Origin of the sequence: Mesorhizobium sp. WSM2561 (assembly GCF_000513915.1) — a bacterium.
GTDB classification, from domain to species: domain Bacteria; phylum Pseudomonadota; class Alphaproteobacteria; order Rhizobiales; family Rhizobiaceae; genus Mesorhizobium; species Mesorhizobium muleiense.
This window is the reverse complement of sequence record NZ_AZUX01000070.1, coordinates 1-16,707: the sequence shown is the minus strand read 5'-3', so window position 1 is coordinate 16,707 and position 16,707 is coordinate 1. Positions and strand designations below refer to the sequence as shown.

The window sequence follows — 16,707 nt, the reverse complement described above, 5'->3', positions numbered from 1 at the left end:
CTCGAGCTCCATCAGCCGCTCGGCGGCAAAGCCGATCATCTCGCGCAAGAGATCGGAATCCGGGGTCTTCTCCACGAGCGCGCGCAGGTTCATCATGTCGTCGGTCATCGATGGTTCCTTCGAATCAGGTTGGTGTCAGCAACCCGACCTTACCGGCGAACTGTCGATGACCACCCGCAAAGCCGCTCGCTCGCTACGGCGCTGTTGAGGGCGCGCTCGCGAGCGGCTTCGCTACCGCCGAGCTACACCACGTCTGGGGACGCGACCTAAATACGCGCGTGCATCCATCATATGGATGCTTACCATCCTAACAATAGATTTGTTCCATTCGCTTCTCGAAAGCTAACCATCCTAGCCATGGAATCAGAAGGCTCTGGAGGGCGATGCTGGCCTGACAGCGATGACCGGTCGGAAAGAGGGTACGATACTGCGACGAGTTGCGCGACTTCTGCCGTCGCCGCGGTGTGTCATAGCCGACGGTGACCTGTCCTACCTTAATAGGAGATGAAGTGCGGACTCTGCTCGTTGACCATCATGCGGATTTTGCGCGCGCGGTGCGAGTCGCGCTCGGGGATAGCGGTTTCGCCGTTGATGTAGTTGGTACACTGGAACAGGCGTCGAGTGCATTGTGTTGCGCGAGCTATGAAATTCTCCTGCTGGAGTTGGCTTTGCCAGATGGCGATGGCTTGGGGTGGCTGAGGCAGCTAAGGAACGACGGGCATTCAGTTCCTGCCGTCATTATGAGTAGCCTCAACGATCTTGAGAAGCGAATTGCGATTTTCAACGGTGGCGCGGACGATTTTCTGCTCAAGCCCGTCTTTACCGATGAGCTCATCGCCAGAATGAGAGCCATTCGGCGCCGCGCGACACAGATGACCGACCCCATTGTTGTATTTGGCAATCTCAACTTCGATCCGATCGGTCGACAGGTTTCCGTTGCGGGTCATCCCCTGATCATTGCACGCCGCGAAGTATGTATTTTGGAGCATCTGCTTAACCGTGCAGGCCGCATCGTGCCGCGTGCGCAGCTGGAAGATCACCTTTATGCGTTCAACGACGAAGTATCTGGCAACGCGCTTGAAGTCGGAATCTATCGCTTACGTGGACACCTGAGTAGGTCAGGTGCAACCGCAGGGATCAAGACGGTGCGTGGCATAGGTTACATTCTTGAATTGACCCACGCGGCAGCCGCATAGTTGGTCGAGTTTGAAAGAAAAGACTGCCTTGAAAATCGTTCCAACTCGCCATTCTAGCGCCAATCGGCAGCCGATTCTGATCGGCGGTCCGAGACCTACGGTTTCCCCCTACTTGGGCCATCTCCTCTGCGCGCTCATTCTGTTATCTCCACTTTCTGTGGCGGCCCAAGACAAGCAGGATGAAAGAGCGCCGCGTGCCGCTTCCAATAGCATCAAGGACACGCTGAACCTCTCCTCTTCGCTCGGCAAGACAGTTCATTTGCCGGCGCCAGCCGCCACCATCTTCGTTGCCGACCCGACGATCGCAGACTTTCAGGCACCCTCGAACCAAACCATCTTCGTGTTTGGCAAAAACTCCGGGCAGACCAGCCTGTTCGCCTTGGACGACAACGGCGAGGCTCTGGCCGAGTTGCGTATTGTCGTCACCCAACCGATCGAGGAATTGCGCGCCATGTTGAAGGATCAAGTCGGCGACTATTCAATCGAGGTCAGCTATACGCCGCGCGGCGCAATCCTTAGCGGTACAGCGCCCGATGCGGAGGTCGCCGATACCGCGAAAAGGGTCACTGAGCAATATCTCGGTGACGGTGCGCAAGTCGTCAATAACATCAAGGTCGCTGGGTCCTTACAAGTTAATCTTAGTGTGCGCGTAGCGGAGGTCTCCCGTAGCGCCATGAAGGCACTCGGCGTTAACCTGTCCGCCTTCGGTCAAATCGACAATTTCAGAGTGGGCTTGTTAAGCGGCGCAGGCGCTGGCTCTGGTGCAGCGCAGGGCGGCGGGACAGCAGAAATCGGATTTAACAATGGTGCCGTCAAAATTGGCGCGGTTCTCGATGCGCTCGCCAAGGAGCACATAGCTTCCGTGTTGGCTGAGCCGAATCTTACCGCGATGTCCGGTGAAACTGCCAGCTTTCTGGCTGGCGGCGAATTTCCCATCCCTGTCCTGCAGGAAAACGGGCAAGTGTCGGTTGAATTCCGTCACTTCGGCGTCAGCCTGGAATTCGTACCGACCGTTCTTAGCAACAATCAAATCAACATTCGCGTAAAGCCGGAAGTCAGTGAACTAACGTCCCAGGGTGCCGTTCAAGTCAACGGTATCTCCGTGCCGGCAGTTTCCACGCGCCGAGCCGACACAGTCGTCGAACTCGCCAGTGGGCAGAGCTTTGCGATTGGCGGTCTCATCAGGCGCAACGTCAACAATAATGTCACTGCCTTTCCCTGGCTCGGTGAAATGCCGATCCTTGGCGCCCTGTTTCGTTCCTCCTCGTTTCAAAAGGAAGAATCAGAACTGATAATTCTGGTTACGCCTTACATCGTAAGACCAGGCTCCAGCCCCAACGAGATGAGCGCACCCACGGAGCGGATGGCGCCGACTTTGGACGGGGGCGGCACTCCTACCAATTCGCCGGCAAGTCCGCCGCGAGGTCGCGCTGCTGCCCGCACCGGCTCGCCAGGGGCCAAGGCCGGTCTCGGCTTCATCATCGAATAGTGTAACCGAATGACTTTGCGGACCGTAATTCTCCTGATCACTCTGACGACCAGCGTAAGTGGCTGCACAAGCACTGCGCCCATCTATGTCGAGCCATCGGTGCCTATCCTTATCCAACAGGAGACCACCGTCCTTATATTAGAGAGCCTTCGCGCTTCCGAACGGCAGCGTTTGCGTGTTTTCCTCAAGAAAGCCAGTCGCGGCCGGCGCGATGCCCTTCACCTCCTGATCAGCGGGTCGTCCCAGCTCAGCGCAGAGGCAGTCCATCAGGCCAGGCAGATGGCCATCGACGCTTCCAACATCCATTTGCTCGATCAACACGAAGCCGGCGCAGTACGAATAGAGGCGATAGTCTATCATGCCCGCCCGCCCGTCTGTCCGTCGTATTCCGGTCGTTTACTCAAGGACAAATCGTTCGAACAGACGCTTGGCTGTTCGACACAACGTAATCTAGCAGTAATGGTCAACGACCCACGCGATTTGCTCGACAATAAGGCTGTCGTGCCAAGCGATGGTGATCGTGCGGCCATTCCAGTTGCCACATACAGGACATTCGCGACGGGCAAAGGTGGCTGACATGGCTCTTATGGTCTTAGCTCGGTAGAGCCCGACACCTGCTCCAGCATCTGACACAGTGCCGAGCCATCGGATCTGCCGATGCGCGGGCCGTGGCAACACATGATCGTGCTTAATCGAGATGGGTTCCCCTCCCCCTCTCTACGGCGCTCCCGACTGGCGCTGCGGCGCTGCGACCGTAGCGTTGCCTAGACGCGGCGGTCGCTCGAGAGGCATCCAGCTCCAACGCTACAACAACCCTCTTAGACGAGCACAACGGACAAGAGCGCTGAGCGGCGTTCTTCATTGGCGGGCGCGTGAAGCACCGGCGGCGGCTCAAGTGGCCAAGCGATCTTGATCTTGGCCGGTCGTGCCGAAAAAGATGGCACGGCTGCATCGCCGTGCTCCACCGGCCCATGTTGCGGGCCGGTGGAGCCTATGGCCATCGATGAAGCACTGCGCCCGGGCGCCGCGCCAACGGGTCAACATGACCGCTCTTCTCCGGGTGTTCTTTTCGAGCCGTTCTCACCTTTTACAGGCTAAGTGTGAAGAGGACGTCAAAGCCGAACAATGAGGGGATTAAGACCCGGCCTGCTGCGAACTAACCGCGATTTAAGGCACGCCTGCTCAATCGACGTGCGGAAAGGCAAAGGTTTCTCGCAAGGTGATCGATAGAGCGATGAAGCGTGGCGAGGAAGTCGCACGTTTGTTGTCAGGCCACCTTCTGGTATATTGGCATGCCCATCTGGCTGGAGAGGCCGGCCGCTTGCACAGTTCCGGCCGCAAGGCGCGGTTCCAGGTCGTACATATGGTCGCTGGGGAGGCCTAACGCCTGCACGGTTCCGGCCGCAAGGCGCGGTTCCAGATCGTACAAATGGTCGCTGGGGAGGCTCAACGCCTGCACGGCTCCGGCCGCAAGGCGCGGTTCCAGATCGTACAAATGGNGCCGCTTGCACGGCTCCGGCCGCGAGGCGCGGTTGCAGGTTGTCCATATGGTCGCTGGAGAGGCCCGCCACTTGCACAGGTTCGGCCGCAAGGCGTGCTTGCAGGTTGTACAAATAGCCTTGTGCATAGCCTTGCGCCATTGAAATCGGGAGATCGATCCCGGCGTTGGCGGCCTCTTCCAGCGCCTTCTTCACGAGCCCGTTGCGAATTGCAACTTTGACCTGGGGGCCTGCGACAAGGCTGAGCGCGTGCGCCCCGATATTGACACCAGCTTCTAGGAGCGCCTGCTTCATATTGCCTCCTGTAATGGCTGTGCGGAGAAGATTTAGCGCTTGCGCCTCGCACGAAAGCGCCATCGACATGGCATCGGCCACTTGGCCCAGGACCGGAACGAAGCTCAATAAGCCCACAGCCGTCGCGGCCCAATCAAGCACTGGCACGGCTATTTTGAGCACGTTGTCGACTGCGTGGATGAAGGCCCCGCCGTTTTTTTTGGCTGACTTGGTATCAGGCTGGTCCGCCCGGCCCATCATCATGTCCGCGACGGCTTCCTGTTCCGCAGCGGTTTCGGGCGTATGGGTCTTTGGCTGCTGAACGGTCCGGTTGGCTGACGACATGCCGTCGTAGAAGCGGGCAAAGTCTTTTTTACTGATGTTACCGGAATCGACCGTGTGTCCGCCGCCGAAGTCGAAAAACGCATTGTGGGTTTTATAGCCCGTAATCGAATTGTTTAGGAGACTGAACAGTAGAGGATCCGAAAGCAGCTGCGAGGCAGCTTGCCGTACTTTCGGATTGAGGCTCTCGTCTTCTCCCATGCTCGCGAGCTTGTCACGAGTCAGGTCACCGCTCCCAAAAAAGGCTCTCTGATTGCTATTAATAGTCTTAAGTGTATTCCGCTCGTTTTGCGTGAGGCTCATCGATGATGAAGCGACTTGGAGAAAATCCTCTTTGTGGACTTTGTCGATCGAACCACCGTACAACTGCTTCCATTCATTTGGGTGGCTGACGAAGTACTGAGCCGCCGCTATGACCTGCGGCGGACATTTGCCGGTTTTTGCGTCGCCTTCGACGATCTGCTTGAAATCAGCCAGACTCAGGTTCTTGGGCAGGTTTTCGGAATACCGGTAAAGCTCGCGCAATGCATCGTTCCCGGTCATGACCGACGGCTGCGGGTTTCCAGTACTGTCGGATGGGATGTAGTTCCGCACGTAGCTTTGCGCCTGCTGGCCCTGAAATGCGGCAACTTGTAAGTGATGGCCAGAGAATCCGGATAAATCCTTCGCCGTGATCTTACCGCCACAGCGGCCATCGCCTTGGGAGCCGATCGCATAGAAAAGTTCTGGGGCCCGCTGCAGTCCCTCGATCGCCTCTCTCAAATCTGGTGGTGTGGAGGGATCATTGGCTTTGTCCGCCAGCGAATCCCAACTGAGGGGCATTTGGTCCTTGTGACGGTTCAGCACCGCCACGATCTGCAGTTCGGCCTGTGTCAGCAAGCCGCCGTTCCAAGTGATTCTCGAACTTGGGACGGGACCTGGGGGCAGCCCGAAGTGTTTGCGCACGCAGTTGCTCAGCGTTGCTTCGAAGGACGATGCGCTTTGCTGAGGCTGCATAAAAGCTTTCAGGCCCGGCGCTAGCTGTCCGGACTGTGCGCGATTAGCGATAATGGACGATATATCCGACATTAATATCCTCAAACGTGATGTTGAAAATCCGCGCAAGAGCCCCTCAGGTAGCTCTTGTGTTCACGTGCTTTGACAGTTCCGAGCTCGCCGGACAAAAGCCCCTGCTTTGCTTCAAATTGCCTCGTTCTGCGCCAGCTCCATGTGCAATTCCAGCACAATGGCCGGAGATATCGCTGAAGCTGCCGGCCCTCACCATGGGCGGTTGAGCTTTCGGCAAACTGACGAGTTCAGAAGAATTCACAACTTCGCGTGGCCGCGGTGATAATTTTGTCCCGAAGCTGCGACCGCAGATATCATTTTTGGCGTGGCTCTGGCTTCCCGCCAACGCCATCCTGCTGCGGCACATCGGACGAATAAGCGGCTTCAGGCAATCCGTTGCGGACGACCATGGTGGAGGAGCCCCGAAACAGTGTTAGGATCGATTCCCTTGGCGGCGTTTCAGGCATGCGCGCCTGTGCCTCCGCGACGAGACCGTTGAACGTCTGCTCCACGAGCGCGGTGAAGCGTGGCGGACCGGAAACCAAAACGAGGCCATCTCCCGGCGCGGGTCTCACGACGTAGCGATTATCGGAGATCTCAAGCTCATCAAGGGCCTCCTTGAGCGCATTGAAGCGAATCGAAGTCAACACCAGCATGCGAGTTTGCGATTCTTTTGCGGATGACACGTAGAGGACAAGCCCATCGAAGTACCATTGCAGACCGTACAGGTTGGCCAAGCGGTCGAGGAACTCGCGCGGTGGCAAACCCGGCATACTCCCGCGAATCCGCCCCTTCACCTCAGCGCTAATATTGACCCGGATATTCATGTTGTTGCCGAATTCCTGCAGCGCGGCAGAGAGATCCTGATCGAGAACCGTATACCTGTAAGGTGTCTTGGAGAGCGATAAAGGGACGCCGAGAGTTCCGTGGATTCCGGTGGCGAGAAAAAACCCAGCACACAGAAGTCTCAAAACGTGCAGGGTGACGGATTGGATGAGGGCTCTCAGCATCTCGCACTGATAAACCAAAGTCTGAAATTTTCACAAGTGACTAAGTCGCCCAGCATGACTTTTACATGACCGCCAGCTCCATTAGTCAGCTTGTCGTCAGCTCGGCGGCCTAGACGTGACCCGGTAACGAATGACAAACGGGCGGGGTTTCGCTCGGTCAAAGCGGAATCAATTGAGTCCTTGCATATGATGCCAATCACGTCGATCAGTGCCACTCCAACGGACTGTCTCCCCAGGGCCGGGTCACCGTCCTTCAGCGAGCAGGCCCAGTTTGAGCGCGCTCTAGCGCACGCGTCTGACCCGCTGAAAAACGACGCCGCCTGGGCGCCCCCAAGGGTACCTGTTCCTCCGGCGATGGATGTTCAACGCGCGGCTACGCAGACGAGTGCCCTGGGCGATCGCGTGTTGCGGACGATTTCTTCGATGTACTCAAACAATACCGTTAGTTCGGCCGCGCTCGACCATCAGATAGTTCTTTTGAAGGGTGCCCTACCTGGGCCGCAGCAGAAGCCTCCTGCCGAAGGTGGCGCGGGAACCGGAATGTCGGGCCAAGGGAGGCATGATTTCGAAGCGATGATTGCTGGTCTGCGGGATATTTACAACGGCGTCACCCAGATTGCTCTTGTTTCCAAAGGTGTCAGCGGCATCACCTCAGCCGTGAATAAACTTCTAAAGGAAGGCTGAACCGCGGCCATGATTGGCTTAGCCGTTGAAATCATGTGTGGGACGTCTGGTCGGCGATCTCTTCGCCTTGTCGTGCCGCTTCTCGTGGCCCTCAGTGGTTGCAAGGTCGACCTCTACACGCAACTGCAGGAGCGCGAGGCGAACGAGATGCTCGCCCTTCTGATAGACAACGGGGTTGCTGCGGTCCGGGTGGTTGCCAAAGATGGGACCAGCACGATCCAGGTTGACGAAAAGCTGCTTGCTTTCTCAATCAACCTCCTGAATGGCAAGGGGTTGCCGCGCCAGTCCTTCAAGAACCTCGGCGAGATATTCGACGGATCAGGCTTGATTGCCTCGCCAACTGAGGAGCGTGCCCGTTACGTGTACGCACTGAGCGAAGAGCTGTCGCGCACGATCAGCGATATCGATGGCGTGTTATCGGTACGTGTTCATGTGGTTCTGCCGCATAACGACCTTTTGCGGGCAGGCGCCACGCCATCCTCGGCCTCGGTTTTTATCAGGCACGACGCCAAAGCAAATCTCTCGGTTCTGCTGCCGAAGATAAAGATGCTCGTCGCCGACAGCATCGAAGGGTTGTCCTACGACAAGGTAGAGGTGGTTTTGGTCCCGGTGGAGCGGCCCGCGCATGAGCAACGGCCCATGCCTGCGACTGTTTTGGGCCAAGCATCCAGGCCCGTTCCATCGCCACTTCTGGCAACCGTGATCGGTATTGCCGCAGCCGTATTTGCGGTGGCGTGCTATCTCTTAGCCAGCGCTCTTAGCCGCCGGCGCAGCCAATCATCGGGCGAACTTTCCAAGCTCGAGCGGCGGTCGGGTGTTTCTGCTGTCGAGGCCATCCGCAAAAACACACCGGCGATCGCGCCTAAATGACATGTCAATGCCAATGCCGATACAGACTGCCCAACCTGATGGTTCGTTCCAATTGCCTGCCTTGGGCTGTAGCGAGCTTGCTGCTTCGGCCCATCCGACTCGTCTTGCAGCGCGTCTTGATCCGGCGTTATCGGCTGCGACGTTGGCACAGTTGCAGCAGTGTCCCAGACTGCACCGCAAGCTGACAGAATTGCTGCTTGAGAACGACTCGGAGTCGAGCCGCGCCGACTGGGCGCCTGACCTTCTGCACGGGAATGATCCCCATCGGGCTGTCCTCCTTGCTGGTAGTGTATGGCATGCCCGTTCGCTGCTTAAGCTTGTGTCCCAGCCTGACCTGAGCGTGCTTATTGAACATATCGGCGCTGATGCGCACGCATTTGGAATCCGACATCAGTCGCATGCCATTGCGAACAGATTGATCGCTGATCCGGAAAGACTCGCGCAGCAAATCGAGCACGATGGACATGGCTGTCTTGGTGCTTGGCTCCATGACAGGCCAGTGATGGAACGTAACCGCGTGCTTCTACGGTTGCCCGTGGGGACCGCCGCAGAGAATCCGGAGTCTGAGCACGGGAACTCCTCCGGCCAGCTGTTTTCTCTTGTAGTAGCTCATTTTGAGACGGAGAACCCGCTGATATGACAGCCGATATTTCCGTGGCGCCAACAGCGCCACAGATGCGCCCAATCGGTCCACTGATACCGGCTAGCGAGCTCGAAATCTGGAATAGCGCCGCAGAAGCACGTGCCGGCGCAGAACGGCATCAGCAGCGGGTCCGCAGATGGGCACGCGCCGCGTATCAGCGTGAGTTGGCGCGCGGCCATAGCGAGGGCTTCAATGCTGGCGCTGAGGAAATGGCAGCGCTGATTGCAGAGGCAGTCGCCGAAGTCGCACGACGAAAGGCGGTTCTGGAGCAGGAGTTGCCGCAGCTCGTGATGGAGATACTAAGCGATCTTGTGGGAACGTTCGATCCGGGCGAACTGTTGGTGATGGCTGTTCGTCACGCCATTGAGCGCCAATACAGCGGCGCGGAAGTTTGCCTCCATGTGTGTCCGATGCAAGCGGACATGCTTACGCGAGAGTTTGCTGGATGCGACGGAAAAGATGGTCGGCCGAGGGTTCGGATCGAACCGGATCCGATGTTGTCGCCGCAACGGTGCGTGCTGTGGAGCGAATACGGCAATGTCGATCTGGGGCTTGACGCACAAATGCGCGCGTTGCGCCTCGGTTTCGGGTTGCTTTCTAAAAAGGGCGAACTGTGACCACGCCGGTATCAGAACATAATGACGGCGCTGCAATCTGGGCTGCCGACCCGGCGATCTCGTCTTTGAGAGCTAGGGCAAAGCGGATCGACACGCGCGTCGTGCGCGGCAGGATCACGCGGGCTGTCGGCACACTGGTCCATGCAGTCTTGCCAGACACTCGCATTGGGGAACTTTGCCTTCTACAGGACCCGCGAACCGGACTGTCGCTCGAAGCCGAGGTAATCGGCCTGTTGGATGATGGCGTATTGCTGACGCCGATCGGTGACTTGGTGGGGCTGTCCAGCCGCGCAGAAGTCGTGGCCACTGGACGAATGCGTGAAGTACCGGTCGGCGGCGATTTGCTCGGCCGCGTAATTGACAGTCGTTGCCGTCCACTGGACGGCAAGGGCCAAATCAAAACCGCCGAAACTCGGCCGCTGCACGGCAGCGCCCCCAATCCAATGACCCGGCGCATGATCGACCGGCCATTCCCGCTTGGCGTCCGTGCCTTGGATGGTCTCCTGACGTGCGGCGAGGGCCAGCGGATCGGGATTTACGGCGAGCCAGGTTGTGGCAAGTCGACGTTATTGTCACAGATCGTCAAAGGTGCCGCCGCTGACGTTGTCATAGTCGCGCTCATAGGCGAACGAGGACGTGAAGTTCGTGAATTCATCGAGAGGCACCTTGGCGAGGAGGGCCTTCGCCGTACGGTCGTTGTTGTTGAAACCTCCGACCGCTCGGCGGTTGAGCGGGCGCAATGTGCTCCGATGGCGACAGCGCTCGCGGAATATTTTCGCGAACAAGGGCTACGCGTTGCTCTCATGCTGGACTCGCTGACGCGCTTCTGCCGCGCCATGCGCGAAATAGGCCTTGCTGCGGGTGAGCCACCGACGCGACGGGGCTTTCCTCCTTCCGTTTTTGGAATGCTGCCAAGCCTGCTGGAGCGCGCCGGCATGGCTGAGCGTGGCTCAATCACGGCTTTCTATACCGTGCTTGTGGAAGGCGATGGCACAGGTGATCCAATCGCCGAAGAATCGCGCGGCATTCTCGATGGCCATGTTGTCCTCTCACGCGTTATTGCGGCGCGATCGCATTTCCCCGCTATTGATGTGCTGCAGAGCCGCAGTCGCGTCATGGATGCGGTCGTTTCGGGGACACATCGCAAGGCAGCATCGTTCTTCCGTGAGCTCCTCTCGCGCTATGCCGAGACCGAGTTTTTGATCAATGTCGGCGAATATAAGGAAGGCGGCGATCCCCTGACTGACCGGGCCGTGTCGTCAATCGACGAGCTGAGGGAGTTTTTGCGCCAGGGCGAAGACGAGGCGTCAGGGTTTGCGGAGACGGTCGCATGGATGTCGCGTCTGACCGCGTGAATTATGCTCAGGCTTCGAGATTGCGGCTCCTGAAGGAAATGCAAGAGCGTCGTGCTCTTAGTCAGCTGTCCAAAAAGGAAGCCCAGCGCCATATGGCCACGTCAGCCACACAGAATGCCTCCCGAGAGCTTGCAATCGCACAGCAACATTGCTCAACGGCTGAAGCAGCGCTCTACCAGGAGCTGATGACGCTCGAGAACTTGTCCAGCGCCGCGCTCGACCGTCACCACCTCCATATTGAGTGGCTTACGGCTGAGATCACTTTCAGGCGGCAGATGCTTGTTAGTGCGCGCATCGCTCAAGAAAAGGCCGAGATAGCGGCGTCCGAGACGAGGGACCTATGGGTCACGTGTTCGGCGGCAACGCACAAATGGCAACGGATCGAGGACGACGCCCGGCGTACCGTCGAGATTCATTCGGAGGTCGCAGGCGAGATCGAGGCCGACGATGAGATACTGCTTCGGTATGGGAGGGGTCCGCTTGCCCAGATGTCGCACAGTCACATAACCCGCGGGTCCTCCGCATGACACAACCGTGCAATCTTTGGTAACGGCTATGGTGAGGCCCCCTATATTTAAACCAATGCTGACACTGTCCCATGAGGTCGTGTCGTGGCTCAATGACACAGCGGCTTCCCGCAGCCCGTTTCAGAGCCGGATCAACGACGTGCCGCTATCGGTGCGTATGGCAGGGCTTGTCTGGCATGAGAAATCTGTCGGCATTCCAATGCTTGACTGCATTTGGAAGGTCGGAGCTGAGATGGTCGTCCTGTCCATATCGCGGCCGCTTGTAGAGGGCCTCATCGCTACAGTGCAGAATGGCCTGACTTTCCCTTCCGAACCAACTGCTTCGCTCCTTCTGGAACTTGCACTTGAGCCGCTTGTCGCTCGATTGGAGGATAAGACGCAGTTGAACGTGCAACTCGTGCGCGTGTGTGAAGCCATGACGCTGGCTCCTTATCTCGAACTGGATATCGTCGTCGGCCCGATCAGCGGCGCGGGTCGTCTCTTCCTGTTCGCGCACCTTGGCGGCTTGGTGCCGTCTGCGTTTCGCGCGTTAGGTGAACTGCTTGCCCAGTTACCGCGACAGCCGCGCGGGTTGTCTCCAGACCTCCCGATCGTAGTTGCAGGAGAGATCGGCACGCTGCGCGTCCCTATGTCGCTTCTTCGAAAGGCATGTGTCGGTGATGCTCTGTTGCCGGACATGGCGTCGTTCGGCCGCGGCGAGATCACCCTGTCTTTCGGCCAGTTGTGGGCCGGTGCAGATCTCGAGGGCGACCAGCTCGTCCTGCGGGGGCCTTTCCGTCCGCGATCATGTTCTTTGGAGAATGCGCATATGACACAATCTGGATCGCAACTAGGGCTGACGGAGGATCTCGATGATGTCGAGATCGTGCTTGTCTTTGAATGCGGTCGCTGGCCTATTCCTCTAGGGGAATTAAGAAGTGCCGGCGAAGGGCATATTTTCGAACTTGGACGGCCGATCGACGGTCCGGTCGACATACTTGCGAATGGTCAGTGTATCGGGCGTGGCGACATCGTGCGCATTGGGGATACGCTGGGCATCAGGCTCCTTGGCAGCTTGGCATGCAATGACTGAAGTTCAGCCGACAATCCTGGCGCTTCTTGCGATCACCGCCGGACTGGGTCTGCTGGTTTTAGCAGTCGTTACGACCACGGCTTTTGTAAAGGTATCGGTTGTTCTTTTCCTCGTGCGCAATGCGCTCGGGACTCAGACGATACCACCTAACATAGTGCTGTACGCCGTGGCATTGATCCTCACCATGTTCGTTAGCGCGCCCGTTGTTGAACAGACCTATGATCGGATGACTGATCCGAAGCTACATTATCAGACCCTCGACGACTGGGTAAGTGCTGCCAATTCCGGGAGTGAGCCCCTGCGTGACCATCTTAAAAAGTTCACAAATGAAGAGCAGCGACAATTTTTCCTATCCTCCACTGAAAAAGTCTGGCCAGAGGAAATGCGTGCCACAGCCACCTCTGATGATCTCTCCATTCTGGTGCCATCTTTTCTAATTTCAGAACTAAAGCGCGCGTTTGAGATCGGCTTTCTTCTTTATCTCCCTTTTATCGCTATTGATCTTATTGTTACGACAATTTTGATGGCCATGGGTATGTCCATGGTATCGCCAACGCTTATATCTGTCCCTTTCAAACTCTTCGTGTTCGTCGCTATCGATGGCTGGTCGAAATTGATGCACGGACTTGTGTTGAGTTACACGATACCGGGAGGTTGATTATCGCTGAACCCAGTATTGTCACTCTTATGAGTCAATCGTTGGTGGTGTTCATGATCTGGATTCTGCCGCCGCTCATTGCATCGGTGATCGTTGGCCTCGTCATTGGCATCATCCAGGCAGCAACGCAGATCCAGGATGAAAGTTTACCACTCACCGTGAAGCTTCTGGTTGTTGTCGCGGTGATTGGCTTGTTTGCTCCGGTGCTGAGCGCCCCGCTGCTAGAGCTGGCCAACCAGATCTTTACCGAGTTTCCCGCCATGACACTTAGCTACTAGTCTCCGCCATGTATGCATCACCGGCCGAGATTCAAATCTTGATCCATACAGCTATCGAACTCGCCGTTGCAGCCGGTCTTGCCGCAGGGCGCGCGATAGGCATTATGCTGATCCTACCTGTATTTACACGTTCTCAGATCGATGGGCTGATCCGCGGCTGCCTGGCTGTTGCCTTCGGATTACCATTTCTGGCACACGTCAGCGACGGCTTGCAGGCGCTGGATCCTGGAACACGTTTGATCCAGGTAACTCTGCTCGGATTAAAGGAAGTTTTTGTCGGCGCACTGCTTGGCACTTTTCTTGGCATTCCGTTGTGGGGCCTTCAGGCGGCCGGTGAGTTTATCGACAACCAACGCGGCATCACCAGCCCGTCCGCTCCGTCCGACCCCGCGACGAACAGTCAGGCTTCCGCTATGGGAGTCTTTCTCGGGATCACTGCGATTGCCATCTTCGTCGCATCAGGGGGGCTGGAAACTGTGATCAGCGCCCTTTATGGCAGCTATTTGATCTGGCCCGTGTATAGGTTTCACCCTACATTGAGCACGCAAGGAGCAATGGAGATATTAGGGCTCCTCGATCACATCATGCGCATGGCTTTATTGGTGTCAGGGCCCGTCGTGTTCTTTATGATGCTGATTGATGTATCTATGATGCTGATGCGTCGCTTTGCGCCGCAATTCAAATTGAGCCAACAGTCCCCGACGATCAAGAATCTTGTCTTTCCGATCATCATGGTCACCTACGCCGCTTATCTGGTCGAGGGCATGAAACTGGAGATCACACAGGCGAATGGCGCGCTCGAGTGGTTCGATAAGGTGTTGAAATGAGCGACACCAGTGAAGAGGAGACACACGCCGCCACCCCCAAGAAGCTAAACGAAGCGCGCAAAAAAGGGCAGCTGCCACGTAGCTCTGATTTCGTTCGGGCGGTCGGCACTTGCGCTGGGCTCGGGTACCTATGGCTAAGAGGCAGCGTGATCGAAGACAAGTCCCGCGAAGTGCTGCTATTTGCTGACAAGCTGCAGACTCTGCCTTTCGATCGCGCGGTCCGGCAGGCGCTGGTTGTGCTCGTCGAACTCACGCTGGCAACTGTTGGCCCGCTGCTTGGAACCCTCGTCGCGGCGGTGATTTTGGCCAGCTTGTTTGCCAATGGTGGATTTGTTTTCTCTCTCGAACCAATGAAGCCCAACTTTGAGAAAATCGATCCTTTTCAAGGGTTGAAGCGCTTGGTGTCTGCGCGTTCCATCGTCGAACTTGGCAAGACGCTGTTTAAGGTATTCGTTCTCAGCGCAATCTTTTCCCTTTGCCTTCTCGGCATGTGGAAGACGATGGTCTATCTGCCAGTCTGTGGCATGGGCTGCCTGGGCCTTGTCTTTGCGGAGGCAAAACTGCTGATCGGAATTGGCGCCGGCGCACTTCTAGTCGCCGGCATGATTGATCTCCTGTTGCAGCGTGCGTTGTTTCTGCGCGAAATGCGGATGACCCAGACTGAAGTCACGCGCGAGGTGAAGGATCAGCAAGGGGCGCCCGAGTTGAAGGGTGAACGACGTCGCCTCCGTGACGAGACAGCAGACGATCCTCCCCTTGGTGTGCATCGCGCCACGCTGGTCTTCAAAGGAAGGGCGATACTGATCGGTATACGCTACGTTCGTGGTGAGACGGGGGTCCCGGTCCTGGTTTGCCGCGCCGAAGGCGAGCGCGTTGCACACCTGCTTAGCGAGGCTCGGGCGCTACGTCTCCAAATTGTCGATGACCATGTCCTAGCGCATCAGCTCATCAGCATCAAAGCGAAACTGGGCAACCCTGTTCCCGGGCAATATTTCGAGCCCGTGGCGAGAGCACTCTTCGCCGCAGGCTTGGCTTAGTCCTAGAGCGGGATGAATTTAGGTTGGCGCATAGCCGGCCTCGATGAAGTAATTTCTGCATTCGGTTGACGTGACAGTGCCGAGGATTTGGCCGATGGCGTCACAGACGGTCTCGACCGTTCGCTTAGCAGCCTTGCGCAGCCAATGCTTGAGCTTGGCGAAGAATTTCTCAATAGGGTTGAGGTCGGGGGAGTATTTGGGCAGCAAGAACAGCCTGGCGCCGGCCGAGCGGATGGCACGGCGCACGGCCTTGCCCTTGTGCGAACCGAGATTGTCCATGATGACGATGTCACCGGGCTTGAGGGTTGGGACGAGAACCTTGTCGACATAGAGCTGGAAACGCTCGCCGTTGATCGGTCCGTCGATCAGCCATGGTGCATCGACACGGTCGTGGCGCAGTGCCGCCAAGAAGGTCATGGTCTTCCAATGACCGTGCGGCACCTTGGCCTTGATCCTCTCGCCGCGCGGCGCCCATCCTCTGAGCGGCGCCATATTGGTCTTGGTCCAGGTCTCGTCGATGAACACCAGGCGGGAAGGATCGATGCGGTCCTGATACTTTACCCACTGTGCCCGCCGGCGCGCCACATCAGGGCGATCCTGCTCACTGGCGATCAGCGTCTTTTTTTGTGACTGAGCTTCTCGGCGTGAACGAACTCCCATACCGAGCGGTAATCGACCTTCAGGCCGTGATCGCCAAGCTCGGCCACAAGACCGCGCAGTGTGAACTCCGCCGCCCGGCAGCGTACCAACAGCCACTCCCGATGCTCTCCGGCAATCTTCTTCGGTCTGTGCCCACCCATCTTGCCGGGTGTCAGCTTGTTCGTCTCGCGCAAGCGGCGCACCCATCGGATGACCGTGCTGATTCCAACCCCGTAGCGCTCTGCCGCCTGACGTCGCGACAGGCCCTCCCGCTCAACCGACGCAACAACCCGTTCGCGAAGATCCATCGAGTAAGGCTTGCCCATCCATGCTGGCCTCCTGACCCAGCCAGCAGGTTGAATCTGGAGGGTTCTGTGTGGTCGCGGGCGCGATTGGGCGTGCACGCACGGGTCGCGACTACATTGAAGCCTGATTGAACTGAACCGCGGGATGGCGGGCGGGGCTATGGGGATTTAGCGCTCGACAGTGTGTCCGAGGCGCCGGAGCGGGCTCGCCGATCGGTCTGGGGCAGTCGCCCGTCGTCGCGATGCAGGACCATCTGGGACGCGAGAGACGGCGCCATTGGGTCGTTGACGCTGAGGTGCAGCGTTGCTGGCGATAGCCGGGCTGCGACTTTGACTAGC

At 57.7% G+C, this 16,707-nt stretch carries 16 protein-coding genes and 1 pseudogene; 13 read left to right on the top strand and 4 right to left on the bottom strand.

What is annotated here, in order from left to right:
• The first annotated feature begins 509 nt into the window (after positions 1–509).
• Genes M727_RS0131435 through M727_RS0131425 form a run of 3 tightly spaced genes read left to right on the top strand, consistent with a single transcriptional unit; the run spans position 510 to position 3,261 of the window.
• A complete protein-coding gene (locus M727_RS0131435) occupies positions 510–1,196 on the top strand; it encodes a response regulator transcription factor (protein ID WP_027155884.1) in 687 nt (228 codons plus the stop codon).
• 28 nt (positions 1,197–1,224) lie between these two features.
• A complete protein-coding gene (locus M727_RS0131430) occupies positions 1,225–2,685 on the top strand; it encodes a type II and III secretion system protein family protein (RefSeq protein ID WP_027155883.1) in 1,461 nt (486 codons plus the stop codon).
• Between the two features lie 9 nt (positions 2,686–2,694).
• Complete coding sequence (locus M727_RS0131425) at positions 2,695–3,261, top strand: CpaD family pilus assembly lipoprotein (protein WP_027155882.1); 567 nt, start codon at positions 2,695–2,697, stop codon at positions 3,259–3,261.
• Positions 3,262–4,238: 977 nt separating this feature from the next.
• Here the strand turns inward: M727_RS0131425 and M727_RS38370 are convergent.
• Together M727_RS38370 and M727_RS0131410 are read right to left on the bottom strand one after the other, a co-directional pair.
• A pseudogene (locus M727_RS38370) lies at positions 4,239–5,714 on the bottom strand (HrpF/NolX family T3SS translocon protein); the annotation flags it as partial.
• Between the two features lie 446 nt (positions 5,715–6,160).
• Positions 6,161–6,856: a secretin N-terminal domain-containing protein gene (locus M727_RS0131410; protein WP_027155880.1), complete on the bottom strand. Its 696-nt coding sequence runs from the start codon at positions 6,854–6,856 to the stop codon at positions 6,161–6,163.
• Positions 6,857–7,042: 186 nt separating this feature from the next.
• On the opposite strand from M727_RS0131410, the gene M727_RS0131405 reads away from it, so the two are divergent.
• Together M727_RS0131405 and sctJ are read left to right on the top strand one after the other, a co-directional pair.
• Complete coding sequence (locus tag M727_RS0131405) at positions 7,043–7,540, top strand: nodulation protein NolB (RefSeq protein ID WP_036264117.1); 498 nt, start codon at positions 7,043–7,045, stop codon at positions 7,538–7,540.
• A 9-nt stretch (positions 7,541–7,549) separates the two neighbouring features.
• Complete coding sequence (sctJ, locus tag M727_RS0131400) at positions 7,550–8,410, top strand: type III secretion inner membrane ring lipoprotein SctJ (protein WP_027155878.1); 861 nt, start codon at positions 7,550–7,552, stop codon at positions 8,408–8,410.
• Positions 8,411–8,537: 127 nt separating this feature from the next.
• Here sctJ and M727_RS43910 read toward each other — a convergent pair whose 3' ends face one another.
• Entirely contained in the window at positions 8,538–8,876 is a 339-nt protein-coding gene (locus M727_RS43910; RefSeq protein WP_156941710.1) for a hypothetical protein, read from the bottom strand.
• A 170-nt stretch (positions 8,877–9,046) separates the two neighbouring features.
• Here M727_RS43910 and sctL point away from each other — a divergent pair, with 170 nt between their 5' ends.
• The 8 genes from sctL to M727_RS0131355 are packed head-to-tail and all read left to right on the top strand — an operon-like array spanning position 9,047 to position 15,424.
• Entirely contained in the window at positions 9,047–9,670 is a 624-nt protein-coding gene (sctL, locus tag M727_RS0131390; protein ID WP_027155876.1) for a type III secretion system stator protein SctL, read from the top strand.
• The gene (gene sctN, locus M727_RS0131385) at positions 9,667–11,025 is read left to right on the top strand and encodes a type III secretion system ATPase SctN (RefSeq protein WP_027155875.1); all 1,359 of its coding nucleotides are present in this window, start codon (positions 9,667–9,669) and stop codon (positions 11,023–11,025) included. The genes sctL and sctN overlap by 4 nt, the downstream gene beginning before the upstream one ends.
• A complete protein-coding gene (locus M727_RS0131380) occupies positions 11,001–11,552 on the top strand; it encodes a hypothetical protein (RefSeq protein WP_027155874.1) in 552 nt (183 codons plus the stop codon). The genes sctN and M727_RS0131380 overlap by 25 nt, the downstream gene beginning before the upstream one ends.
• A gap of 55 nt (positions 11,553–11,607) precedes the next feature.
• Positions 11,608–12,624: a type III secretion system cytoplasmic ring protein SctQ gene (sctQ, locus tag M727_RS0131375; protein WP_245269080.1), complete on the top strand. Its 1,017-nt coding sequence runs from the start codon at positions 11,608–11,610 to the stop codon at positions 12,622–12,624.
• Positions 12,617–13,282: a type III secretion system export apparatus subunit SctR gene (gene sctR / locus M727_RS0131370; protein WP_027155872.1), complete on the top strand. Its 666-nt coding sequence runs from the start codon at positions 12,617–12,619 to the stop codon at positions 13,280–13,282. Before sctQ ends, sctR begins: the two co-directional genes overlap by 8 nt.
• Positions 13,283–13,311: 29 nt before the next feature.
• On the top strand, positions 13,312–13,560 hold the full coding sequence (locus M727_RS0131365) for an EscS/YscS/HrcS family type III secretion system export apparatus protein (protein ID WP_084646989.1): 249 nt from the start codon (positions 13,312–13,314) through the stop codon (positions 13,558–13,560).
• Between the two features lie 8 nt (positions 13,561–13,568).
• On the top strand, positions 13,569–14,387 hold the full coding sequence (gene sctT, locus M727_RS0131360) for a type III secretion system export apparatus subunit SctT (RefSeq protein ID WP_027155870.1): 819 nt from the start codon (positions 13,569–13,571) through the stop codon (positions 14,385–14,387).
• Complete coding sequence (locus M727_RS0131355; protein WP_027155869.1) at positions 14,384–15,424, top strand: EscU/YscU/HrcU family type III secretion system export apparatus switch protein; 1,041 nt, start codon at positions 14,384–14,386, stop codon at positions 15,422–15,424. The genes sctT and M727_RS0131355 overlap by 4 nt, the downstream gene beginning before the upstream one ends.
• An 18-nt stretch (positions 15,425–15,442) precedes the next feature.
• Here the strand turns inward: M727_RS0131355 and M727_RS0131350 are convergent.
• Positions 15,443–16,389 (bottom strand): IS630 family transposase gene (locus tag M727_RS0131350; protein ID WP_245269077.1). Its coding sequence is split into 2 segments (ribosomal slippage): positions 15,443–16,048 and positions 16,051–16,389, totalling 945 coding nucleotides; the frame shifts between segments, so codons are not numbered across the junction.
• Between the last annotated feature and the right edge of the window lie 318 nt (positions 16,390–16,707).

Coding starts and splice junctions, on each gene's coding strand:
- M727_RS0131425 (WP_027155882.1), top strand. CDS start 2,695: ATGACTTTGCGGACCGTAATTCTCCTGATCACTCTGACGACCAGCGTA.
- M727_RS0131410 (WP_027155880.1), bottom strand. CDS start 6,856: ATGCTGAGAGCCCTCATCCAATCCGTCACCCTGCACGTTTTGAGACTT.
- M727_RS0131405 (WP_036264117.1), top strand. CDS start 7,043: ATGATGCCAATCACGTCGATCAGTGCCACTCCAACGGACTGTCTCCCC.
- sctJ (WP_027155878.1), top strand. CDS start 7,550: ATGATTGGCTTAGCCGTTGAAATCATGTGTGGGACGTCTGGTCGGCGA.
- M727_RS43910 (WP_156941710.1), bottom strand. CDS start 8,876: ATGTCCATCGTGCTCGATTTGCTGCGCGAGTCTTTCCGGATCAGCGAT.
- sctL (WP_027155876.1), top strand. CDS start 9,047: ATGACAGCCGATATTTCCGTGGCGCCAACAGCGCCACAGATGCGCCCA.
- M727_RS0131380 (WP_027155874.1), top strand. CDS start 11,001: ATGGATGTCGCGTCTGACCGCGTGAATTATGCTCAGGCTTCGAGATTG.
- sctQ (WP_245269080.1), top strand. CDS start 11,608: ATGCTGACACTGTCCCATGAGGTCGTGTCGTGGCTCAATGACACAGCG.
- sctR (WP_027155872.1), top strand. CDS start 12,617: ATGACTGAAGTTCAGCCGACAATCCTGGCGCTTCTTGCGATCACCGCC.
- M727_RS0131365 (WP_084646989.1), top strand. CDS start 13,312: ATGAGTCAATCGTTGGTGGTGTTCATGATCTGGATTCTGCCGCCGCTC.
- sctT (WP_027155870.1), top strand. CDS start 13,569: ATGTATGCATCACCGGCCGAGATTCAAATCTTGATCCATACAGCTATC.
- M727_RS0131355 (WP_027155869.1), top strand. CDS start 14,384: ATGAGCGACACCAGTGAAGAGGAGACACACGCCGCCACCCCCAAGAAG.